General features: G+C 55.8%; 18 protein-coding genes and 1 pseudogene. 9 read left to right on the top strand and 10 right to left on the bottom strand.

The genetic code is table 11. The features are described 5' to 3' along the window. Window positions 1–612 precede the first annotated feature (612 nt). From HF650_RS11925 to HF650_RS11910, 4 genes are read right to left on the bottom strand one after another with little or no spacing between them, the layout of a single operon-like run. Window positions 613–1,272 carry an O-methyltransferase gene (locus HF650_RS11925; protein WP_187798870.1) on the bottom strand — a complete coding sequence of 220 codons (660 nt, stop codon included), beginning with the start codon at window positions 1,270–1,272 and terminating at the stop codon, window positions 613–615. 26 nt (window positions 1,273–1,298) lie between these two features. Then, the gene (locus HF650_RS11920) at window positions 1,299–2,675 is read right to left on the bottom strand and encodes an efflux transporter outer membrane subunit (protein ID WP_187802555.1); all 1,377 of its coding nucleotides are present in this window, start codon (window positions 2,673–2,675) and stop codon (window positions 1,299–1,301) included. Beyond that, a complete protein-coding gene (locus tag HF650_RS11915; protein ID WP_187802554.1) occupies window positions 2,672–3,754 on the bottom strand; it encodes an HlyD family secretion protein in 1,083 nt (360 codons plus the stop codon). Before HF650_RS11915 ends, HF650_RS11920 begins: the two co-directional genes overlap by 4 nt. A 28-nt stretch (window positions 3,755–3,782) precedes the next feature. Next, on the bottom strand, window positions 3,783–5,435 hold the full coding sequence (locus HF650_RS11910; RefSeq protein ID WP_187802553.1) for an MFS transporter: 1,653 nt from the start codon (window positions 5,433–5,435) through the stop codon (window positions 3,783–3,785). Between the two features lie 334 nt (window positions 5,436–5,769). Here HF650_RS11910 and HF650_RS11905 point away from each other — a divergent pair, with 334 nt between their 5' ends. Together HF650_RS11905 and aldA are read left to right on the top strand one after the other, a co-directional pair. After that, on the top strand, window positions 5,770–6,570 hold the full coding sequence (locus HF650_RS11905) for a YdcF family protein (protein WP_187802552.1): 801 nt from the start codon (window positions 5,770–5,772) through the stop codon (window positions 6,568–6,570). Between the two features lie 200 nt (window positions 6,571–6,770). Then, on the top strand, window positions 6,771–8,210 hold the full coding sequence (gene aldA, locus HF650_RS11900; RefSeq protein WP_187802551.1) for an aldehyde dehydrogenase: 1,440 nt from the start codon (window positions 6,771–6,773) through the stop codon (window positions 8,208–8,210). Between the two features lie 31 nt (window positions 8,211–8,241). On the opposite strand, the gene HF650_RS11895 is transcribed toward aldA, so the two are convergent. Continuing rightward, window positions 8,242–9,168, bottom strand: a complete 927-nt coding sequence (locus HF650_RS11895; protein WP_187802550.1) for an alpha/beta hydrolase — start codon at window positions 9,166–9,168, stop codon at window positions 8,242–8,244. A 161-nt stretch (window positions 9,169–9,329) separates the two neighbouring features. Here HF650_RS11895 and cybB point away from each other — a divergent pair, with 161 nt between their 5' ends. Together cybB and HF650_RS11885 are read left to right on the top strand one after the other, a co-directional pair. Further along, window positions 9,330–9,863, top strand: a complete 534-nt coding sequence (gene cybB, locus HF650_RS11890; RefSeq protein WP_187802549.1) for a cytochrome b561 — start codon at window positions 9,330–9,332, stop codon at window positions 9,861–9,863. A gap of 221 nt (window positions 9,864–10,084) precedes the next feature. Beyond that, window positions 10,085–11,410 carry an MFS transporter gene (locus tag HF650_RS11885; protein WP_187802548.1) on the top strand — a complete coding sequence of 442 codons (1,326 nt, stop codon included), beginning with the start codon at window positions 10,085–10,087 and terminating at the stop codon, window positions 11,408–11,410. Between the two features lie 89 nt (window positions 11,411–11,499). Here HF650_RS11885 and HF650_RS11880 read toward each other — a convergent pair whose 3' ends face one another. Further along, window positions 11,500–11,841 carry an anti-adapter protein iraM gene (locus tag HF650_RS11880; RefSeq protein ID WP_187802547.1) on the bottom strand — a complete coding sequence of 114 codons (342 nt, stop codon included), beginning with the start codon at window positions 11,839–11,841 and terminating at the stop codon, window positions 11,500–11,502. 439 nt (window positions 11,842–12,280) lie between these two features. Between HF650_RS11880 and HF650_RS11875 the strand changes: the two genes are divergently transcribed. The 3 genes from HF650_RS11875 to HF650_RS11865 all read left to right on the top strand — a co-directional run bounded on the left by HF650_RS11875 (window position 12,281) and on the right by HF650_RS11865 (window position 15,549). Continuing rightward, on the top strand, window positions 12,281–12,556 hold the full coding sequence (locus tag HF650_RS11875; RefSeq protein ID WP_023478742.1) for a metal/formaldehyde-sensitive transcriptional repressor: 276 nt from the start codon (window positions 12,281–12,283) through the stop codon (window positions 12,554–12,556). A gap of 30 nt (window positions 12,557–12,586) precedes the next feature. Beyond that, window positions 12,587–13,705, top strand: a complete 1,119-nt coding sequence (locus tag HF650_RS11870; RefSeq protein WP_187802546.1) for an S-(hydroxymethyl)glutathione dehydrogenase/class III alcohol dehydrogenase — start codon at window positions 12,587–12,589, stop codon at window positions 13,703–13,705. Window positions 13,706–13,857: 152 nt separating this feature from the next. Next, complete coding sequence (locus HF650_RS11865; RefSeq protein ID WP_187802545.1) at window positions 13,858–15,549, top strand: methyl-accepting chemotaxis protein; 1,692 nt, start codon at window positions 13,858–13,860, stop codon at window positions 15,547–15,549. Between the two features lie 67 nt (window positions 15,550–15,616). Here HF650_RS11865 and HF650_RS11860 read toward each other — a convergent pair whose 3' ends face one another. The 4 genes and pseudogenes from HF650_RS11860 to HF650_RS11845 form a co-directional block, all read right to left on the bottom strand. Beyond that, window positions 15,617–16,585 carry a DUF3829 domain-containing protein gene (locus HF650_RS11860; protein ID WP_187802544.1) on the bottom strand — a complete coding sequence of 323 codons (969 nt, stop codon included), beginning with the start codon at window positions 16,583–16,585 and terminating at the stop codon, window positions 15,617–15,619. Window positions 16,586–16,726: 141 nt separating this feature from the next. Next, window positions 16,727–17,011, bottom strand: coding sequence for a hypothetical protein (locus HF650_RS11855; protein ID WP_187802543.1), 285 nt, complete (start codon window positions 17,009–17,011; stop codon window positions 16,727–16,729). 283 nt (window positions 17,012–17,294) lie between these two features. Beyond that, window positions 17,295–17,966 (bottom strand): annotated as a pseudogene (locus HF650_RS11850) (DUF2076 domain-containing protein). Between the two features lie 147 nt (window positions 17,967–18,113). Then, the gene (locus HF650_RS11845; protein WP_187802542.1) at window positions 18,114–19,037 is read right to left on the bottom strand and encodes a LysR substrate-binding domain-containing protein; all 924 of its coding nucleotides are present in this window, start codon (window positions 19,035–19,037) and stop codon (window positions 18,114–18,116) included. Between the two features lie 301 nt (window positions 19,038–19,338). Here HF650_RS11845 and HF650_RS11840 point away from each other — a divergent pair, with 301 nt between their 5' ends. Beyond that, window positions 19,339–20,682 carry a VOC family protein gene (locus tag HF650_RS11840; RefSeq protein ID WP_187802541.1) on the top strand — a complete coding sequence of 448 codons (1,344 nt, stop codon included), beginning with the start codon at window positions 19,339–19,341 and terminating at the stop codon, window positions 20,680–20,682. 42 nt (window positions 20,683–20,724) lie between these two features. After that, window positions 20,725–22,233, top strand: coding sequence for a carboxylesterase/lipase family protein (locus tag HF650_RS11835; protein WP_187802540.1), 1,509 nt, complete (start codon window positions 20,725–20,727; stop codon window positions 22,231–22,233). Window positions 22,234–22,281 lie beyond the last annotated feature (48 nt).

Genomic DNA, 22,281 nt, shown 5'->3' with positions numbered 1-22,281 from the left:
GCCAGCCGCCATCCGGCAGTTAACCGCAGGTTACCCGAACGGAATAACTTGCCATCCGCAGCGGATTGCCGGATGGCGCTACGCTTATCCGGCCTACGGTATCGAATTTATCCGCACGAGATGGGGTTGTAGACCGGATAAGGCGCCAGCCGCCATCCGGCGGTTAACCGCAGGTTACCCGAACGGAATAACTTGCCATCCGCAGCGGATTGCCGGATGGCGCTACGCTTATCCGGCCTACGGTATCGAATTTATCCGCACGAGATGGGGTTGTAGCGTTGTAGGCCGGATAAGGCACCAGCCGCCATCCGGCGGTTAACCGCAGGTTACCCGAACGGAATAACTCGCCATCCGCAGCGGATTGTCGGATGGCGCTACGCTTATCCGGCCTACGGTATCGAATTTATCCGCACGAGATGGGTTGTAGGCCGGATAAGGCGCCAGCCGCCATCCGGCGGTTAACCGCAGGTTACCCGAACGGAATAACTTGCCATCCGCAGCGGATTGCCGGATGGCGCTACGCTTATCCGGCTTACGGTATCGAATTTATTCGCACGAAATGGCGTTGTAGGCCGTATAAAGCGCCAGCCGCCATCCGGCAGTTAACCCGTTTTACGAGTTCACCCACGCCAGCGTAAAGCCATCCCAGCCTTTGGTGCCGACGGTCTGCATCGCCGTCGCCGTCAGGCGCGGGTTGTCGCCAATCATCTCAATAAATTTACGCACGCCCTGCACCCGATCGTCTGTGGAGGCAGGGTTGGTTACTTCGCCATCGCGCACTACGTTATCACCAATAATCAGCGTACCGGGACGCGAATAGTGCAGCGCCCACTTCAGGTAGTTCGGGTTATTGGGTTTATCAGCATCAATAAAGATCAGATCGAAAGGCGGGCGCTCACCGAGGGATTCCAGCGTCTCGAGCGCCGGGCCCTCTTTAACTCTCACCTGGCGCGTCAAACCGGCAAGCTCAATGTTCTCCCGGGCAATCGCGGCGTGTAATGCATCGAACTCTAGCGTCAATAATTCGCCATCGGAGGGCAACTCTCGCGCCATCCACACCGTGCTGTAAGCCCCTAGCGTGCCAATCTCAAGAATGCGTTTCGCGTGCGTCATGCGCACCAGCAGCGCCAGGAGCTGGCCCTGCATCGGCGAGACATCAATTTCAGGTAACCCGGCACGTCGGTTATTGGCGAGGATCTGCGTCAGAACCTCATCTTCAGGGAGAAGCTGTTGTGCTAAATACTCATCTACCGCGGACCATTTCTGCTGCATAGCATAACTCCTGGTGTTGTTGAGAATTACTTCATACCGGACCAGCCTCCACCCAGCGCGCGATAGAGATCCACCTGCGCTAACAGCAAATTATTTTTCACCTGCACGGCATTGAGCTGCGCGCTAAAGAGCGTGCGTTGCGCATCAAGCACCGTCAGGTAGGAGGAGTAGCCGTTCTGGTAACGATTTTGTGCAATGCGCAGCGCCTCTTCCGCCACCTGCTGTTGGCCTTCCAGCTCGCTCAGTTGCTCGCCGAGACGGGTGATGGCGTCAAGGCTGTCATTCACCTCTCTGAACGCATTGCGCACGGTACTTTCATAACCATAAAGCGCCTGATTGCGCTGGGACATGGAGACATCCACCTGCGCATTCAGCGCCTGGCGGTTCAGCAGCGGCGCCAGAATGCTGCCGCCGATATTCCACAGCCGTAGCGGGTTATCGAGCAGGCCGGGCAGGGTATCATCCTGCATACTGCCGCTGGCGGTCAGGTTGAGCGATGGCAGGAGTTTCGCCTGCGACACCGCAAGCCCGGCATCGGCGGCAACCAGCTGGCGCTGAGCCTGCACGATATCCGGCCGTCGGTTAAGCAGTGTTGACGGCAGTTGCGATGGCAACGACAGCGGGGTAAGCAACGAAAAATCGCCGCGCTGAATTGCGCCCGGGTTGCTGCCGATCAGCACGCTGAGTGCATTCTCCTGCTGGCTAATCTGATGCTCCAGCTGCGGGATCTGCGCCCGGGTAGCGCGTAGCTCCGAATCGGATTGCATCAACTCCAGCCGCGAGCTGTAGCCGGTCTCATACTGTCGACGGGCAAGTCGCCAGGCATCTTCCCGCGCTTTTAATGTGGCGCGCGTGACACGCAACTGTTCATCCAGCGATAGCAGAGTGAGATAACCGGAGGCGACATTAGTGGCAACGGTTAAGTCCGCCGCCGCAGCGGCCGCTTTTTGCGCCTCCAGCGACGCCTCTGCCGCCCGCGATGCGCTGCGGCTCGCTCCCCAGATATCGACATCGTAACTGGCGGTTAAATTGCCCTTATAGAGGGTGCTGTGTGCCGGCTGACCGGTGGCGGCGGATTGCGAGCGCGCACGCGTGCCGGATAAACCGATATCCACTTCAGGAAAGAGCGCGCCGTTAGCGGCATAGACCCGCGCCTGGTACTCATTGACCCGCTCGCGGGCGACCAGCACATCGCTGTTATAACGCAGGGCCTGGTCGACATAGCGGTTAAGCTGGCTGTCGTGAAAGTTGCGCCACCAGACACTGTCGACTTTGCTCATCGGCCCGCTTTCGCTGCGCCACGCCGCCGGGATCTGTAACGACGGCTGCACGCGCTCCACATCGACTGACTGGCAGCCCGCTAGCAGCAGGCTGAATGCGATCAACGTCGGATAGCGCCTCATTGCTGCGCCTCCCGCGTATCAATATGCACCTGCACGGACATACCGGGGCGCAGGCGAGCGATCTCATCAGCTTTGCCCTCCACCTGAATACGCACCGGAATTCGCTGAGCGATTTTGACAAAGTTACCGGTGGCGTTATCCGGGCTGATGGCGCTGAACTCCACGCCCGTTGCGGGAGAAATGCTCTCGACACGCCCCTTAAAGTTGCGGCCATCAAGGGCATCGACGCTGAAGGTGACGGGCTGACCGACAACTACATTGGCCAGTTGCGTCTCTTTCAGGTTGGCAATCACCCAGCGCTGGGCAGGAACCAGTGAGGTGAGATGCGTCCCGGCAGTGACATACGCGCCGAGGCGCACGCTGATCTGCCCAAGCTGCCCGTCGCGCGGGGCGACGATACGCGTGTTTTGCAGATCGATTTGCGCCAGCTCCAGCGCCGCTTTAGCGTTTTCCACATCCGCCTGTAGCGAAGCGCGGTTAACAATGGTGGTTTGCAGATCCTGGCGCGACATCTCCAGCGTCGCCTGCGCCTGAGCGATATTAGCGCTGTTCTGCGCGGCCGTTGCCAGCGCGGCATCGCGCTCGCGAATGGAGAGGGAACCGTCCGCCGTCAGCGCTTTGACGCGTTTTAAATCTGCCTGCGCCTGCAGGTTCTGCGCTTTGGCGCTGGCGAGCGCCGCTTCATTACGCGCGATCACCGCCTGCGCGCTTTTACGCTGTTGCAGGTTGTTTTCCAGCGCAGCGCGCTTCATCGCCAGCGTTGCCTTCGCCTGATCGACGCGCTGACGATAGATGCGATCGTCAATCTGCATAATCAGGTCGCCTTTTTTCACATTGACGAAATCCTGCACCGGCACTTCGGTGATATAGCCATTCACCTGCGGGCTGATAAACGTCGTCTGTCCGCGCACGTAGGCGTTATCCGTCGACTGCGTATGCCGCGTAAACGGCGGCAGTTGCCAGGCGTAAAGGATCACCAGCACGCCGACGATCACGATCGCCGCGGCGGTAAAAATGGACACCACCCGCACGTTGCTGCGGGTACTTGCCTGCTCTTTAGCGGCGTCCTGCTGGCTCATAGTAAGAACTCCAGTAATGTCATCATTATTATTTGCTACCCGTCGCCCGCTTCAGGGCCAGACGAGCGGTAATACGCAAGCGCAGCAAGCGCCATGCAATCCATAACAGCGTGGCGGCGGCGACGCTCGCCGTCAGCATATAGGTATCGTTGTAAGCCAGTATCGTCGCTTGCAGCGTCGAAGCACTCTGCAATTGGGTGACTGCCTGCACGCTGAGCAGGCTACTGTCGCCAATCATGCTTTGATACATCTGGCTGTAGAGTTGCAGACGCTCATTGACCAGCGGGTTAAGGGTAGTGAGCTGATCCGCCAGCAGGCTGGAGTGGTACTTCTCGCGCCACGTCTGAAAGGTACCGAGGATCGCCGAGCCCATCAGGCCGCCGATATTCTGGCTCATACCAAACAGCACCGAGAAGCTTACGAGGTTGCGCGGTTCGGCAATGACACCGCCAATGCCGGCCAGCATCGCGGGTGCGATAAAAAAGGCGCTGGCAAAGCCGAAGAGGAACTGGCTTACCATCAGCTGATCCGGGCGCGTCAGGCTGGTTGAGTGGCTATCCATCAGCGAGGCGATAATCATCAGCGCCAGCGCGGTGAGGATTGGCCAGCCGAGGCGCTGCGGTTTAATGGTCAGGCAACTGGCGACAATCCCGCAAATGATTCCGGCCAGAATTGACCACGCCAGCCGGGTCATCTGTTCGTTTTGCAGGCCGACATACTGCAACCAGCCAAAAACGCCGGTATTCTGTTCGGCAAGCACAATGCGGATCAGCAGCATAATCAGGCCGAGGCGCACAATACTGCCGCTGGAGAGCCAGCGGGTGTTGAGCAGCGGGTTCTTTCGGTTGTGCTCAAACACAATTGCCGAGACGATCAGCACCAGTGCCCCAGCCAGCGCCCAGCCGAGCCACGGCGTTTCAAACCACCAGTCGAGACGCCCAAGCGAGAGCACTGCGCAGAGCAGCGCCATGCCGGGAGCTAACAGAAAGAAGGTGATGAAGTCCTTCTTCTCAAACACTTTTTTACGATCGCCCGGCGGCAGCTTGAGGGCAATTACGCAGCCGAGCGAGATAAGTGCCAGCCCCAACTCAAACAGATAGAGCCCGCGCCACTCATCGAGTTGCAGCAGTTCGGTTGAGAAGAGGCGGGCGATCGGGATCGCCAGCGTCGAGCCGGTAATACCGATGGTCAGCGCTTTCAGGCGATGCTTCGCCGGCCAGGCCTGGATCTGATAGTAAATTCCCAGCGAACTGAGCGCGGCGGCCACCATACCGTGTGCGCCCCGCACAAAGAGCGCAGAGCTGAGGTCGTTAATAAAGAGATGGAAAAAGGTGACCAACACATAGAGCACCAGAAACCCTTCGGTAAATGCCCGCAAGCCATACTGCTGGCGAAACTTCACCAGCAACAGGTTAATGGAGACGTTGGTCATTACATATACCGCCGGTAGCCAGGCGATCTCCGTTGACCAGGCGGCAAAGGTGCCCTGCAAATTTTGCAGGTTCGCCGTCACCATTGCATTACCTAGCGCGCCCGTCATCGAGACCAGTAAACCGACAATGCCATAGGCGATGCGCCGCGGCGTGCTGTGCCAGGGCGTGGAAGGGGAGCCGAGCAGCATCGGCTTTTCGTGAGCGGCCCATTCACGCGGCGCGTAAGGGTCGCGTTTGGGTTCAGACATTACTTTTTGACCTCATGGGTAACGATAAAGAGCACAGAAAAAGAGCAAGTGTGGTTATGCATGAAGACCTAAAGATTACCTGAATGAATAGTTAGGGGGCTAACGATTCTACGTGCGCCCATAAATGCAATGCAAGTGCATAAGAAAAATATAGATTACGCGCTACGCCGCAGCAGGGAAAGCTAACAAAAATAGTCGCTCCTTTGGTGACGTTGTCACGAAAAAGTGCTCTTTTTGTGCGGTGGACAGGGTACGAAAACGCGATTAGGAGAGATCCTCTGGTTACTCTTCGACGTGCGGTTAGGCTGGAGTCAGCAATGAGAAGGAGGTTTCCATGCTAAAAACAACATTTCCCGCGCTGCCTGAGCCGACGCTCGGCGCCGTAAACAGGCTCGGTGAATGGCTGGCGCAAAATGACTTCACTGGCAAACCGTCGCCGGTGCGCGCAGATGTGGTGATCCTGGCGGGTAATGCCGTCATTCCGACCATTGAAGCGGCCTGCGGGCTGGCTGCGGCGCAAAAAACGCCGCTGCTGATTAGCGGCGGTCTTGGTCACTCGACCACCTTCCTCTACTCCGCGATTGCCCGTCATCCGCGTTATAACGTGATCCGCACCACCGGGCGCGGCGAAGCGGCAATCCTTGCCGATATTGCTCGCCAGTTCTGGCAGATTGATGAGAGCCAGCTACTGATTGAAGACCGCTCAACAAACAGCGGTGAAAACGCCCGTTTTAGTCTTGATATGTTGATAAGCCAACAGAACGCGCCGAAAACGGCGGTGATAGTGCAGGATCCAACCATGCAGCGGCGTACGATGGCCACCTTCGCTCGTGCCAGTCAGCAGTGCGCTAACGCACCGCACTGGTTAAGCTGGCCAGGTTTTACGCCACGGTTGATTAATACACCGGACGGTCTTGCCTTTCAGCCCCGCGTGCGTGGGTTATGGCCCGTTGAGCGCTATCTTTCACTGGTGATGGGGGAAGTACCTCGCTTGCGGGATGATGCTAACGGCTATGGCCCCAACGGACGCGATTACCTCGCACATATCGAGTTCCCACCGGAGATTGAGCAAGCCTGGCAAATCCTGCAGGCTGATACGCAGCTCACTGAGGCCTTGTCCCAACGCGCGCTGTAAGGCGAATGCCCGTTTGCGTCAGCTATGGCGCAAACGGGCAACGCCTTCTTCTCCGCACCGGGTAATTTATCCGCTTTTCCCGCCGCTTTTTTGCGTTTCCTCACAAAAGTTATCCCTCAACTTGGGCATTGCTCGCTGCAACGGTAGATTTTTAACAACACGTTAGCTTTTTAAAAACAATGCCATTACAGGAGCAGATCATGACAGCACCCGTACAACACCCGATGTTTATTGATGGGCAATTTGTCAGCTGGCAGGGCGAAGGCTGGCTTGATGTGGTCAACCCGGCAACGGAAGAGGTTCTCGCGCGCATCCCTGACGGGCGCGCCGAGGATGCACGTAAAGCAATCGAGGCCGCTGAACGCGCACAGCCTGGCTGGGAAGCGCTGCCCGCTATCGAGCGTGCCGGTTGGCTGCGTAAAATTGCTGCCGGCATTCGCGAACAGGCCAGCGAAATCAGCGCGCTGATTGTCGCGGAAGGGGGCAAAATCCAGCAGCTCGCCGATGTTGAGGTCTCCTTTACCGCTGACTACATCGACTATATGGCCGAATGGGCGCGCCGTTACGAAGGAGAGATCCTGCAAAGTGACCGCCCGAACGAAAATATTTTTGTCTTTAAACGCGCGCTGGGCGTCACAACCGGTATCCTGCCGTGGAACTTCCCGTTCTTTCTTATCGCCCGCAAAATGGCGCCCGCGCTTATCACCGGTAACACCATTGTGATCAAACCCAGTGAATTTACTCCAAGTAATGCCATCGCCTTCGCGCAAATTGTTGAGCAGGTTGGCTTACCGAAGGGGGTCTTTAACCTGGTGCTCGGGCGCGGTGAAACCGTCGGTCAGGAGCTGGCAGGCAACCCGAAAGTGGCGATGGTCAGCATGACCGGCAGCGTCGGCGCGGGGGAGAAGATCATGGCGGCAGCGGCGAAGAATATCACCAAAGTGTGCCTCGAGCTGGGCGGTAAAGCACCAGCGATTGTGCTCGACGATGCCGATCTTGAACTGGCAGTGAAAGCGATTGTTGATTCGAGAGTGATTAATACCGGGCAGGTGTGTAACTGTGCCGAGCGCGTCTATGTGCAGAAGGGGATTTACGACCGCTTCGTCAACCGCCTTGGCGAAGCGATGAAAGCGGTGCAGTTTGGCGATCCGGCGCAGCGTAACGATATCGCGATGGGGCCGCTTATCAATGCCGCGGCTTTGCAGCGAGTGGAAGAGAAGGTGGCGCGTGCCGTCGCGGAAGGGGCGCGGGTTGTCCTTGGCGGTGAAAAAGTTGAAGGAAAAGGGTACTTCTATCCGCCGACACTGCTGCTGGATGTGCAGCAGCAGATGGCAATCATGCATGAGGAGACCTTTGGCCCGGTGCTGCCGGTGGTGGCGTTCGACACCCTTGATGAGGCGCTGGCGATGGCCAATGATAGCGATTATGGCCTCACGTCCTCGATCTACACCCGCGATCTCAACCTGGCGATGAGAGCGGTGCGCGGGTTGAAGTTTGGCGAAACCTACATCAACCGCGAGAACTTTGAAGCGATGCAGGGTTTCCACGCCGGCTGGCGCAAATCGGGCATTGGCGGCGCGGATGGCCGCCACGGCCTGAACGAATATCTGCAAACCCAGGTGGTCTATCTGCAATCCTGATAAGCCTGCCCCCGCAGCGGCGGGGGCGTTTTTACACCTTGCTTTCGATCCACGCCATCATCAACTCCGGCCAAACCGCAACCGGCAAGCCCAACGCATCACGAATACCAAAACCGTGTTTTCCCTGCTCAAAGAGATGCATCTCCACCGGCACGCCGAGGCGGCGCAGCGCCGAGAACATCACTACGCTGTTTTCCACTTTTACCGCCGGGTCATCGACCGCATGCAGCAAAAAGGTGGGCGGCGTCTGGCTGTTGACCTGCTCCTCAGCGGAGTAGCGGCGGATCTGCGACTCATCGGGCGTATCGCCAATCAGCTGCTGGCGCGACATCGGGTGATCAATATCAGCATGCATGGTGATTACCGGGTAGACCAGCGCCATAAACGCCGGGCGCGCGCGCTGCTCATCGATGGCGTCAAGTGGTGCGTAGATCGCATCGTTATAACGTGTGCCGAGGCTCGCTGCCGCATGACCGCCGGCGGAAAAGCCCATCACGCCGAGCTTGTCGGCATCAAGCTGCCAGCGATCTGCCTGCGCGCGGATTAGCCGCATGGCCCGCTGCACATCCGCCAGTGGTGCGTCGGCCCCTTCGGCATGACCATCGCCGGGAAAGCGGTAAGTCATCACAAACAGGGTATAACCGCGCGCATTAAAGAAGGGGGCGAGAGCGCTGCCCTCTTTATCCAGCACCACACGGCGGTATGAGCCGCCCGGCGTCACCAGAATACCGACGCCGTTGGGGTGCTGCGGCGCATAAACGGTGATTTCCGGTGCTCGTACGCCGGTCACCGAGCGATCAAATGGCGAGGGGCCGGTGTGCTCTGTTTCCCGTTGAAATTGTACTGCGCTGACCTTCGCGCCGGGCGCTTCGCCCTGTGGCCAGACGGGAAATGTAGTGGCGCGCGCGACGGCGTCCTCCATCAAACTCAGTAGTGTTTGCGGCGTCAGATTCTCCACACAGGCTCCTGTTGTTTCAGTGGTAGGTTGTCAGCTTTTATTGCGCAAACTATATGCACTGCGCAAGCGCTAAGTCGCTGAAAAGTGATAAAGAAAAGTTAATGAATTTTAAAGAAAACCCCGTTATGTTGAAGGCCGGTTCGTTCTTTCAGGGGGTTCTTATGCGTAGCAACTATTCAGGCCCGCAGATCGCCATCCACTGGTTGGTGGTGCTGCTGGTCGTCGGCGCATACTGCGCTATGGAGTTTCGCGGCTTTGCGCCACGTGGCTACCGGCCTTATTTCAATATTGTTCACGTCTCATGCGGTATCTCTGTCCTCGTGTTGATGCTTACGCGGCTGCTGGTCAGGCTAAAACATCCGGCACCGCCCATTACGCCTAAACCCTCCGCGATGATGACCGGGCTGGCGCACCTTGGACATCTGGCAATTTATCTGCTTTTTATCGCGTTACCGCTACTGGGTCTGCTGATGATGTATAACCGCGGCGGCCCGTGGATCGCCTTTGGGCTGCCGATGCCGCACGCCGCCGAGGCTAATTTCGATCTGGTCGACACACTTAAGGAGTACCATGAGCTTCTCGCCACGCTCGGTTACTTTATTGTTGGCCTCCATGCTGCTGCTGCGTTGCTGCACCACTACATTTTCAAAGACAACACGCTGCTGCGTATGATGCCGAAAAAGCGTGAACGATAGCCTTTCCTGCCCGGTGACATCCGTGACCGGGCTGTATATCCTGCGAAATTCCTTACGCGCTTTTGCGTAACTTGCCCCAAAATGCTGTGATCGCGCCTCATTTTTATAAGAAAAAGCTGGGGAGAAATCACATTTTCCACTATCACCTGTGGGCGAAATTCGAACAAGCAGTGTAGATAGTATATCTATTATAGAAACACTATCGAGAGCGGGAGAGTTAAATGACACAGCCAGTACAGGAATCACTCGACCGGATGGCTGCTGATACGCCGGCCGGCGGATCGCGCAAATTACGTAAAGTTTTGCTCGCCACCGGCATCGGTCACTTTGTAGAGTGGTTCGACTTCGGCCTTTACGGCACGCTGGCGGCGATTATCGGCCTGCAATTCTTTCAATCGTCCAGCCCAAGCGTGGCACTGCTCTCATCATTCGCGGTGTTTGGTGCCGGATTTATTATGCGCCCGCTCGGTGGATTATTCTTCGGCTCGCTGGGCGATCGTAAAGGCAGGCAAAAGGTGCTGGCGACGGTGATTTTGCTCACCTCAGGCGCAACCTTTGTCATGGGGCTGCTGCCGACCTATCACCAGATTGGTATTACCGCCACGGTGCTGCTGGTGATCACCCGTCTGGTGCAGGGCTTTGCGGCTGGTGGTGAAAGCTCTGGCGCAACAACCTATCTGGCAGAGTATGCTCCCACCGCCAGGCGCGGTTATTTCACCTGCTGGATCGACAACTTTGGCTTTATGGCGTTCGTTGTCGGCTCCGGGCTGGTGTTCCTGCTCACCGCTGCGCTTGGCGAGAGCGCAATGAACGACTGGGGCTGGCGTATTCCCTTTCTGATCGCCGGTCCGCTCGGCTGGGTGGGGCTCTATCTGCGCAGGCATCTGGAGGATTCGCCGGAATTTCTTGAAGCGATGAAAAGCGGCCAGATCGAAACCGCGCCGCTGCGCAAAGCGGTCACGACCGCCTGGCGCGCGCTACTCTTCTGTGTCGGGTTCGTGGTGATCAAAGCAGTGGGTCACTGGACGTTACAAACATTTATGCCGAGCTACCTCGCAACGGAGCTGCATTTCAGCAAACTCAACGCCTACGCCATTACCACTATTGGCCTCTTCTCTGTTGCGGTGCTGGTACCGTTTATGGGCTATCTCTCTGATAAATATGGTCGTAAACCACTGATGCTGGCCGGCTGCGCAGGGTTTATTCTGCTGAGTTACCCGGCGATGATGATCATGGCGAACGGAGATGTGCTCTCTGCGATATTGGCGATGGTGATGCTCGGCGCGTTTATCGCGGCGTTTGACGGCGCATGCACGGCGGCGATGGCGGAGCTTTTCCCAACCAACGTGCGCTACGGCGGCCTGTCGATCGCTTATAACTTCGCCGTGGCCTTTTTTGGCGGTATCACGCCATGGTTCTCTGCCTGGCTTATCACTACCACAGGCGATAAGTTTTCCCCCGCCTTCTATGTGATGGGCGCTGCGTTGATCACTTTCATCACCGTGATGCGTGCTCGTGAAACCGCAGGCCAACCGTTGCAGCGTTAAAATAATACCCGGCGGACTTTGTTTCGCCGGGTTATAACTAAGTCGATATATTCTTACTGTGAAATATAATATATCCACTGCGAAAGCGCCTAACGAGAAAGTTTTATGCCGTATGGGCAGAGCGGAAATAAGCACTCATTTTGTTTATCACATTCGCGTAAAGAAATATTATCATTCCCTGGACATGAGCAACTATTCTTTAAAGTTTTCCAAATGTTTGGGAAATAGGGCATGGTATGAATAACTTTAAAATCATGCATTCTGCCATCCATGATAATTCCTTTTGAATCAGTGAGTAATATGTTTCCCGGGCGTAAAAAATAGTGACCACGGTACCAAACGATCACCGCTTTATCCTGTTGTGTTCTGGCCAGGGCAAATGCCGTACCCGTAGCGGGGGAAACTAACATGTCCGTAATATTCCAGCGCATACATCTTCCTTACATAATATTATCCACTTATTCGCCAGGAAGAATCTTAGCAAACAACATAGAAAGAACCTAAGCGAAACGTTAATTTAAGTTCAATATGCTAAACGAGAATAATATTTAAAAATTTTTACGCTAAGTTGTGCGCTGAAACATGCAAAAAGGGATAGTGAGCGCAGGAATTAATAACCTGTGTGAATGTGTGGTTTTTGCACTGATATGCTTTAAGCCTGAGTTAACTATTAACTTTTGTGATGGGTAGAAATATTTGTCCATAATTGCAACTGCTGTATCAGCAGATCAGCAACTCCAGTAACAATACATAACGCGCAGGCGCTTTTACGCCCGCATTCTCTTTTCTCTCCTCCTTCCTTCTTGAGCCGCGTTTGCATGATCGCTGATGCTAAGTTACCATACCCCCCTATAGTATCCAGGAGGTTCTATGCCCCATTCACCTGAAGATAAAAAGCGCGTGCTGACGCGGGTGCGGCGCATCCGCGGCCAGGTTGACGCGCTGGAGCGGGCGCTGGAAAACGGCGAACCCTGCATTGCAATTTTGCAACAAATCGCCGCCGTGCGCGGTGCAGCCAACGGCCTGATGGGCGAAATGGTTGAAATTCACCTGAAAGATGAGCTGGTCGCCGGAGAAACTACCGCCGACCAGCGCGCAGTACGGATGGCAGAAGTCGGTCATCTGCTACGCTCTTATCTAAAATAAGCAACACCGTATACATAAAAGGAAAGCGAGATGAAATCACGTGCAGCTGTAGCCTTCGGGCCAGGCCAACCCCTCAAGATTGTCGAGATCGACGTTGCGCCACCCAAAAAAGGGGAAGTGCTGGTTCGCATTACGCACACCGGTGTTTGCCATACCGATGCCTTTACCCTCTCTGGCGAAGATCCGGAAGGCGTTTTCCCGGCGGTGCTGGGCCACGAAGGCGGCGGTATCGTTGTGGAAGTGGGCGAGGGCGTCACCAGCCTGCAGCCGGGCGACCATGTTATTCCGCTGTACACCGCCGAGTGCGGCGAGTGCAAATTCTGTAAATCGGGCAAAACCAACCTCTGCCAGGCCGTGCGCGCCACGCAAGGTAAAGGTCTGATGCCGGACGGCACTACGCGTTTCTCCTATAACGGTGAGCCGATTTATCACTACATGGGTACCAGCACCTTCAGCGAATACACCGTCTGCGCGGAGATCTCGCTGGCGAAAGTCAACGAGGAAGCGCCGCTGGATAAGGTTTGCCTGCTGGGCTGCGGCGTCACCACCGGTATTGGCGCAGTACACAACACGGCGAAAGTGAAAGAGGGCGATACGGTCGCTATTTTTGGTCTCGGCGGTATCGGACTTGCGGCAATACAGGGTGCGGTACAGGCGAAAGCGGGTCGCATTCTGGCAATTGATACCAACCCGGATAAATTCGCACTGGCGAAAGAGATGGGCGCGACTGACTTTATCAACCCGAAAGATTACGATCGCCCAATTCAGGACGTGATTGTTGAAATGACCGATGGCGGCGTTGACTACAGCTTTGAGTGTATTGGTAATGTGAACGTCATGCGCGCTGCGCTTGAGTGCTGTCATAAAGGTTGGGGCGAAAGCGTAATTATCGGCGTTGCGGGCGCAGGTCAGGAGATCAGCACCCGTCCTTTCCAGCTGGTTACCGGTCGCGTATGGCGCGGTTCCGCTTTTGGCGGGGTAAAAGGGCGCAGCCAGCTGCCGGGCATGGTCGAAGATGCGATGGCGGGCAAAATCCGCCTCGACCCATTCATCACCCACCGTCTGCCGCTGGATAGCATTAACGAAGCCTTCGATCTGATGCATGAAGGCAAATCGATCCGCACCGTTATCCATTTCGGCGAGAAGTAATCTCCCTTCGCGCCGGCGGGCTCTCCGCTGGCGCAACCAAACTCCAAATCTGTGACCGCCGTTGCGCTTTTCACCATAAGAAAAATCCAATTATTGCCGATGCCTATATATCATTCCTTTGTACTTAGCAGACTAATACGAGAGTCGACGCCATGGATAACAAAGCAGCAATGCAACAAACACAAGGCATTGGTTTTATGCACAATATTCGATTAGTTCCCCTGTTTTCTTTTATCCTTTCCGGCATTTTGGTGCTATTTGCCTTAAGTTCCGGACTGGCGGGTTATTTCCTGATGCAGGCCGATCGCGACCAACAGGATGTGACCCAGGAGATCCAGGTGCGCATGGGATTATCTAACAGCTCTAACAACCTTCGCGTCGCGCGCATTAAATTGATTCACGCAGGTGCTGCAAGCCGTATCGCCGAAATGGAGGATATGAAGCAGAACATCGCCGAGGCGGAAAAACGCATCAAACAGTCGCAGGAAAACTTTAAACAATATATGGATCGCCCGGTGAAAACCGAGGCTGACCTGACGCTGGATAACGATCTCACTGCCCGTTTTAACGCCTACACCGCCGGGCTGCAGCCGATGCTGAAATATGCCAAAAACGGCATGTTTGAAGCGATTATTAACCATGAAAGCGAACAGGCGCGCCAACTGGACGATGCCTACAACGCCGTGCTGTTGAAAGCGATTGAGATCCGCACCGAGCGTGCACAGCACCTGAAAGAGGAAGCCCACAGCCGCACGCAGCTTGGTCTGATCTTTATGGCTGCCGCATTTGCTTTTGCGCTGGTGCTGACCATCATCACCTTTATCGTGCTGCGTCGTGTGGTGATCAATCCGCTCCAGCGTGCTGCCCAGCGCATTTCACGCATCGCCTCCGGTGATTTAACCCTGGCAGACGAACCGACTGGCCGCAGTGAGATTGGGCGTCTGAGCCACGATCTGCAGGCCATGCAGCACTCTTTGGTCACAACTGTCGCCACCGTGCGCCAGGGTGCTGAGGAGATCTATCGCGGTACCAGTGAAATCTCCGCCGGTAACACCGATCTCTCTTCGCGCACCGAGCAGCAGGCGGCCGCGATTGAAGAGACGGCGGCCAGCATGGAGCAGCTCACCGCGACCGTGAAACAGAACGCCGATAACGCACACCACGCCAGCGGGCTGGCCCGCGACGCGTCGGGTAAAGCGACAAAAGGCGGTCAGATTGTCTCCGGCGTCGTGCAAACGATGGGCAACATCACCACCAGTTCGCGCAAAATCTCTGAAATTACCGCAGTAATTAACAGCATCGCCTTCCAGACCAATATCCTGGCGCTCAACGCTGCGGTAGAAGCCGCGCGCGCCGGTGAACAGGGGCGCGGGTTTGCCGTCGTCGCCAGCGAAGTGCGAACACTCGCGAGCCGCAGTGCTCAGGCCGCGAAAGAGATTGAAGCGTTGATCAGCGAGTCCGTAAGCCTGATCGAGCAGGGCTCCGGTGAAGTGGTCTCTGCCGGGGAAACGATGGATGAGATTGTGACCGCCGTGAAACGCGTCACCGATATCATGCTGGAGATTGCCGCCGCCTCGGATGAGCAGAGCAAGGGCATCACTCAGGTAAGCCAGGCGATCACCGAAATGGATAATGTGACGCAGCAGAACGCCTCGCTGGTTGAAGAGGCTACAGCCGCAGCCACCTCACTGGAAGAGCAGGCTGCGCGTCTGACGCAGGCGGTCGGTGCATTCCGGCTGAACGGCGTAGAGGCACAGCGCCAGAGCAGCGCCACTCCGACGGCAAAACCCTTCACCCCGCAGCGCCCGGCACTGGCGAACGGCGATAACTGGGAAACGTTCTGAGGTTGAGATAAAAAAAGAGGCCGGATAATCCGGCCTCTTTTGTTTTATCGATCGGGCAAGCAGCAACTTAGCAGGTGCCGATATTGATCGCGTTGATGACGTTGTTGTAATTCTGCATCAGGCTGCGAACATCATTTTCCTGTGTGGACTGCATCATCTGGAACTGCTGCGAACGCTTCGCTTCTTGTTCGTAGATACCACTATCAGTGTGTTCAATCACATCACGGCCCGTAGAGAGATAGGAGTTGGCGGTGAAGATCAGGCTTGAACACCCTTTTTTGTTGCTCTCACGCATTTTGGCGTCATAAGCCGTCAGCGCTTCGTTGAACTGATCCAGTGATTTCTTAAAGGCGTCTTTTTTATCGCCTAAACCTTCGCCGTTGATAAAGCCATTAGCGGCATCCATGCTCTCTTTCAGATAGTAGATAGAGCCGATGCGGTAGTAGGCGGCAGTATCTTTCGGCGTTTTCTCGTATTCAGCCTTGATACGCTCACGGTCTTTTTTATCAACAGCATTTAAAAAATCTGCCTGCGCAACAACCAGTTTCTCCATGGCGCTGATAAATTTCGGCTGCAGTTCGCGGCCTTTATCACCGTTATCGCTTTTATAGGTTTTGGCGTTGATATAGTTATAGAGTTCGCGGTTCACCGGTTCAGTTTGCCCAAGCGCTTCGCTGTAGCGAGTAGCCGACGCATCGAGATCTTTCATCTCCGGCTCCATCGCGCGCGCTTTATCTAACAGATCCTTCACCCGTGGGATAGTGGTGTCAGAACCCGGGAAGAAGAGATCGTCCCGCGGCTTTTCACCAGTGAAAGCGGGGGCAATATATTTTTTATATTGATCCAGCTGCTCGCCGAAAGAAGAGGAGGACATATTCGCCGCCTCAATATAAGCGTTATATTTAGTAATCTCAGCTTGTTCTGCCGAACTTTTTGATGCTTGTTGAGGCTCTTCTGCTTTTTTATCGTCACACGCCGAAAGCGCAAACAAGCAGGCGGCAACGGCCAGCGTTCGAGCGATGTTTTTTGCGATCATTCCCTTCTCCATATTCAGCATATGATGGTCTATTTATTGAACCCACCTGGTGTGAGTGCTGCGTAGCGTAGCATCAATATATGATGCACTTTGCGCAGACTACCGAATCTGGTAGGGAGCGAATATATTCGCTCGCGCCATCTAAGATCCAGCTTTCATTGGGAATCGATCCATGACCTTTCGGACTACTGTTATCACAACGTTATAAGCAATAATCGCTGATATTAACGACAAACTGACATCGGCAAAAAACCACAAATCATCGTAATTTTCCTGATTCGCGCTTCCATGAAGCCAGACAGCAAAAGCAATGGCTGTATCGGGAGTGATAAATGCAGAAGAGTTAATTAATCGCCCAATAATGAACAACAACACAATAAACAGGAGCGTTTTAGCGGCCCCTCGAAGCAACCCCGTTATAACCATTCTTTAAACCTCATGTGCAGTAGGGCTTATTCGCTAATGCTGGATTCCTACGCAATATTGAAATATCACCCTGATCTCAGCACGCGTAATCTTAACCTCTTGGTGAATACGAAGGCGACTGCCTTAACAGGTGGTTTTAGCTGGGTATTAAGCGGGGAGCTGGTGATAGCAGAGTATCCGCGAGCGGAGATTTAACGTGTGCGTGCGGATCTCAACAAGCGGTTAAAATGTCGGCCTGCGGCAGATAGCGGCTGAGCTATCTGCCGCAGGCGTGATTTAAGCGCTAAATAAAGCTGTCGTCATCGTTACTGAAATCGTCATTACCGAAATCATCATTCTGATCATCGGCGAGGTTATCCGGCTGGAAAGCGTCACCGCTGTTATCGAGGAAATGGCTTTCGGAAGCGTTACTGAACGCCTCGTTTTGCGCGGCATCGCTTGCGGCTACTGCTGGCTCTTCGATGATATTCACGATCTCCTGCGGCTGTGAGTGGTGAAACATACTGGTCAGCATATCGGCGATCACCACGCCGCCCGCCACACCTGCGGCGGTTTGCAGTGCGCCCGACATAAATCCGCCGCCGCGGGAGGCGCCTGGCGCTGCATACTGCGGAGTTTGCTGCTGCACCGGTGGTGCTCCCCAGTTTTGCGTCGACTGCGGTGCCTGGTTTTTATTACCGCCAAACAGACCGCTGAGGAAGCTACCGCCGGATGAGTGCTGGCTCTGCTGCTGCGCCAGCTGGTTTTCCAACTCCTGCACACGCGCCTGCAGACGTTTTAATGCCGCTTCCTGGATCAGCATCGATTGCGCCATATAGTAGGGCGCAGCCGGCTACTGTCTGACCAGTTCAGCAATCTGCCGCTCGGCTTGCACATCGCGCTGGCCGTTTTGTTGTTCTGCCTGTTTCAGGCGCTGAAAAAGCCCATTGATAAGCTGCTGTTCATCATATTGCATAACAATGATCTTCCTCTTGCTGTAGTAGATACCGTTAAGTCTATCAGCGCCTTTCGCTACCGTCCCAGTACGGAAATGTTTGGTTAAGATTGGTTTCAGGTAAGGGTAAACGAGCCACTCACACAGCAGATAAAAAACAGTGCAGTATCAGTCCGGCAGCGTTTTACGGATATAGCTGATTAAGGTGAGTGCAGCCGCTGAAAGGGGGGCGTCGACGCGGGTAATTATGCCAATCGGGTCACCAATGCCGAGCGGTGGAATGGGAAGCGCCACTAATGAGCCAAGCCGCAAATCATCTTTCACCGCGCCGGAGGGAACAAACCAGACATAGTCATATTCCACGGTCAGTTGCCGCGAAAGTGAGGCCGAGAGCGTTTCAATGCATCCTGTCGGTAGAGTGCAGTTCTGGCTGGCGAGCAGTTCTTCGGCGTTCTGGCGCGGCACCGTGCCCTGCGGCAGCACCACCACCGGCCACTCCAGCACCCGGCTCAACGTAACGGTGCTCTGCAACAGCGGATGACGGGGGCGCACAACCAGTTTGAGCGACTCCAGAAACAGCAGCTCATAATGTAAGCCACACATCAGGTCCGGATCGGACATGCGCCCGATACCGACATCCAGCTCGCCAGTCTTCAGCCCTGCCAGCAACATCGGGTTATTGGCGGTCGCCACCTGAATAGTGATATCCGGCTGCTGCTTGTGAAGTTGGCCTATCACCGCCGGTAAAATTCCCAGCGCCGCTGTCGGCAGCGCGCCAACGCGAATCAACTCACAGTTTTTCTCTTCCTGATCGCTTAACGACTGCCCGGCAATATTCACCGCGTCGAGCACCCGCACCGCATGGCTTAAAAACTGCTCGCCAACGTGGGTAAGCTGAGCGCCCATGCGTCCACGCTCAAACAGCCGCTTGCCGGTAAGCTGTTCAAGTTCATTTAAGGTCTTCGAGAGAGCTGGCTGGCTCAGGTTAAGGGTTTCAGCAGCGCGACCCAATGTTCCTTGTTGCGCGACCGCGACGAAAGTATGCAGGTGGCGCAGTCGGATGCGCTGTGAAAAGAGAGCGTTTTTTTCCATAAGATAATGTTAAAACCGAGTGGCGAAGGAGGCTCGCAGATTTATTTAATTTTGATAACCAGTTTGCAAAATATTATTAACATCCAATCCTTTTGAGTTACAAACACATTCTGCCCGCAATGTGACGAAACCAGCAGGTTTCCAGGGTTTTGTTCGCGCTGCATTCCATAATCTTTTGTTATGTTCGATTGCGAGCGGAATACGCGCGTTTTTTGCCACGATCACACTTTGTAAATTTCCCCATACGGGCGGCGGCAGCCTTCTCTACACTGCAGAGAGAACAGCGTGGAGAGAGAAGACTATGACGTACAGCATCACGGCAGATGAGATCAGGGAACAATTTTCGCAGGCGATGTCCGCCATGTACCAGCAGGAAGTCCCGCAATATGGCACCTTGCTGGAGCTTGTGGCTGATGTAAACCTTGCTGTACTGGAGCACAATCCACGGCTTCATGAACAACTGGTTAATGCCGATGAGCTGGCCAGGCTGAACGTTGAGCGCCACGGCGCCATCCGTGTCGGCAGGGCGGAGGAGCTATCCACCCTGCGGCGCATGTTTGCCATTATGGGGATGTTCCCGGTGAGTTATTACGATCTCTCCCAGGCGGGCGTCCCGGTTCACTCCACCGCCTTTCGCCCAATTGACGATGAGGCGTTATTGCGCAATCCGTTTCGCATCTTCACCTCGCTGCTGCGCCTTGATCTGATTGAAAATGAAGCGCTGCGCGACAGAGCGGCAGCGATTCTGGCGAAGCGCGACATCTTCACGCCTGCCTGTCGGCAGCTGATTGAAGTGCATGAACTGAACGGCGGCTTTACCGCCCAGCAGGCGCAGCTGTTTGTTAAAGAGGCGCTGGAGACATTTCGCTGGCATCGCCACGCGACCGTGGATGAAAAAACCTACCAGGCGCTGCATGATAAACATCGCTTAATCGCCGATGTGGTCTGTTTCCCCGGCTGCCATATCAACCACTTGACGCCGCGCACGCTGGATATCGACCGGGTGCAGGCGCTGATGCCGGAGTACGACATTGAGCCTAAAATTCTGATCGAAGGGCCGCCGCGCCGTGAAGTGCCGATCCTGCTACGCCAGACCAGTTTTAAAGCCCTTGATGAGCCGGTGTTGTTCAGCGGCGAACATCACGGCACCCACACAGCGCGCTTTGGCGAGATTGAACAGCGCGGCGTTGCCCTGACACGGAAAGGGCGTGAACTGTACGACCGGCTGCTGAACAGCGCCGGGACGGGCAAAGATAACCTCACGCATCAGCTCCATTTGCAGGAGGTGTTTAAAGCCTTTCCTGACAGCGAGATGCTGCTGCGCAAACAGGGGCTGGCCTGGTTCCGCTACCGCCTGACACCGACCGGGGAGGCACACCGCCAGGCGATTCGTCCCGGTGACGATCCGCAGCCGTTGATTGAACGCGGTTGGGTTGTGGCGCAGCCCATCATCTATGAAGATTTCCTCCCCGTTAGTGCCGCCGGAATTTTCCAGTCTAATCTGGGGAATGCGACCCAGGCGCGCAGTCACGGTAACGCCAGCCAGCAGCAGTTTGAAGCTGCGCTCGGTTGCCCGGTGCTCGATGAGTTTGCCCTCTATCAGGATGCAGAAGAGCGCAGCAAACGTCGTTGCGGTCTGCTGTAAAACGAGTAATCTGCCAGAATTCAATACGTTCTGGATATGATTATGGAAAACACATCATCCCTGATTGTGAATACCCGGCAGGGTAGCGTTATGGGGTGTCGCGAAGAGGGGATAAACGTCTGGCGCGGCATCCCCTTTGCCGCGCCGCCGGTGGGCGATCTGCGCTGGCGTGCGCCGCAGCCGGTTGAGTGCTGGCAGGGCGTGCGCGAAGCGACGCGTTTTTCCGCCTCAAGCTGGCAAAACAAGGAGTTCTGCCGCCTGCTCGGCGGTGGCGATCCCGGTACTTTCTCAGAGGATTGCCTCTATCTCAATGTCTGGTCGCCCGCAGCGGCTTCGCAAAAAAAACCGGTGATGGTCTGGCTGCATGGCGGCGGGTTTGCCATCGGCGCAGGCGGGTTGCCCCCTTATGATGGTAAAGCGCTGGCGGCGCGCGGTGTGGTGCTGGTCACCGTTAATTATCGTCTTGGTCATCTTGGCTTCTTTGCCCATCCGGCGCTGGAGGCAGAGGCCGGGAAGCGCATCTACAACTTTGCGCTCCTTGATCAAATCGCCGCCTTACAGTGGGTTCAGGAGAATATCGCCGCCTTCGGCGGGGATGCCGGTAATGTGACGCTGTTTGGCGAATCGGCCGGGGCGCGCAGCGTGATGTCACTCATGGCTTCGCCGCTGGCAAAAGGGCTGTTCCATAAAGCGATCGTGCAGAGCAACTACACCTTGCCGGATACGCCGCGTAAAGTTGCGCTGAAAAAAGGCGAAGCACTTGCGGCGCACTTTGGTCTGAAAAATGCCAGCACAGAGGCGCTGCGGGCGATCCCGGCGGAGGCATTCTGGCCGCTCGATACCCCGTTTAAAATCGATCCAGTGCCTGTCGCTGGCGACATTGTGCTACCGGAACCGTCCCTTGATACCTTCTTTGCCGGGCGTCAGCACCCGATGCCGGTGATCGTCGGCTCCAACAGCGATGAAGCGAGCGTAATGGCGGAGTTCGGCGTCGATCTGGCAGGTAAAATTGCCGAACTGCGCCGCAAGCAGCGTTTCGGCCTCGGGCTTATCCGGCTGCTCTATCCGGGCGTGCGCGGCGACACTGAGCTTGGCCGTCAGGTGTGTCGTGACATGGCTTTTACCACCCTCGGGCTGGTGGTGATGCAGGCGCAGCAGCAGATCGGGCAGCCCTGCTGGCGCTACTGGTTTGATTACGTCGCCGAAGCGATGCACGACACCTATATCAACGGTGCATGGCACGGCAATGACGTGCCCTATGTATTTGACAACCTGCGCCTCTCGGAGCCCTCCTGCGATTACGTCAACGAGCGCGATCTCGCCTTCGCCGCACAGGTCGCCGATTACTGGGTGCATTTCGCCACGCACGCCGGTTCTGAAACCACGGACTTACCCGGCCCGGTGACATGGGAAGCCTGCACCGGCGGGCGCGACCGTCTGCTGCGCATGGGCATCAATAAGCAGGCCGGCTTTCGGCTGGAGAAGCGCTTTATGCGCGCGCGGTTAAGCTTCTTTCGCCGCGTGATGCGTCACCATGTCAATCTCGATTGATCGCAGCGCAACATCTTCATACACAACTTTACGCACTTTTCAGGCTGC

The organism is Kosakonia sp. SMBL-WEM22 (assembly GCF_014490785.1).
Lineage (GTDB): Bacteria > Pseudomonadota > Gammaproteobacteria > Enterobacterales > Enterobacteriaceae > Kosakonia.
The sequence above is the reverse complement of the archived record's forward strand: the minus strand, read 5'-3'. Positions and strand labels throughout refer to the sequence as shown.

Coding starts and splice junctions, on each gene's coding strand:
- HF650_RS11925 (WP_187798870.1), bottom strand. CDS start 1,272: ATGCAGCAGAAATGGTCCGCGGTAGATGAGTATTTAGCACAACAGCTT.
- HF650_RS11920 (WP_187802555.1), bottom strand. CDS start 2,675: ATGAGGCGCTATCCGACGTTGATCGCATTCAGCCTGCTGCTAGCGGGC.
- HF650_RS11915 (WP_187802554.1), bottom strand. CDS start 3,754: ATGAGCCAGCAGGACGCCGCTAAAGAGCAGGCAAGTACCCGCAGCAAC.
- HF650_RS11910 (WP_187802553.1), bottom strand. CDS start 5,435: ATGTCTGAACCCAAACGCGACCCTTACGCGCCGCGTGAATGGGCCGCT.
- HF650_RS11905 (WP_187802552.1), top strand. CDS start 5,770: ATGCTAAAAACAACATTTCCCGCGCTGCCTGAGCCGACGCTCGGCGCC.
- aldA (WP_187802551.1), top strand. CDS start 6,771: ATGACAGCACCCGTACAACACCCGATGTTTATTGATGGGCAATTTGTC.
- cybB (WP_187802549.1), top strand. CDS start 9,330: ATGCGTAGCAACTATTCAGGCCCGCAGATCGCCATCCACTGGTTGGTG.
- HF650_RS11885 (WP_187802548.1), top strand. CDS start 10,085: ATGACACAGCCAGTACAGGAATCACTCGACCGGATGGCTGCTGATACG.
- HF650_RS11880 (WP_187802547.1), bottom strand. CDS start 11,841: ATGCGCTGGAATATTACGGACATGTTAGTTTCCCCCGCTACGGGTACG.
- HF650_RS11875 (WP_023478742.1), top strand. CDS start 12,281: ATGCCCCATTCACCTGAAGATAAAAAGCGCGTGCTGACGCGGGTGCGG.
- HF650_RS11870 (WP_187802546.1), top strand. CDS start 12,587: ATGAAATCACGTGCAGCTGTAGCCTTCGGGCCAGGCCAACCCCTCAAG.
- HF650_RS11865 (WP_187802545.1), top strand. CDS start 13,858: ATGGATAACAAAGCAGCAATGCAACAAACACAAGGCATTGGTTTTATG.
- HF650_RS11860 (WP_187802544.1), bottom strand. CDS start 16,585: ATGATCGCAAAAAACATCGCTCGAACGCTGGCCGTTGCCGCCTGCTTG.
- HF650_RS11855 (WP_187802543.1), bottom strand. CDS start 17,011: ATGGTTATAACGGGGTTGCTTCGAGGGGCCGCTAAAACGCTCCTGTTT.
- HF650_RS11845 (WP_187802542.1), bottom strand. CDS start 19,037: ATGGAAAAAAACGCTCTCTTTTCACAGCGCATCCGACTGCGCCACCTG.
- HF650_RS11840 (WP_187802541.1), top strand. CDS start 19,339: ATGACGTACAGCATCACGGCAGATGAGATCAGGGAACAATTTTCGCAG.
- HF650_RS11835 (WP_187802540.1), top strand. CDS start 20,725: ATGGAAAACACATCATCCCTGATTGTGAATACCCGGCAGGGTAGCGTT.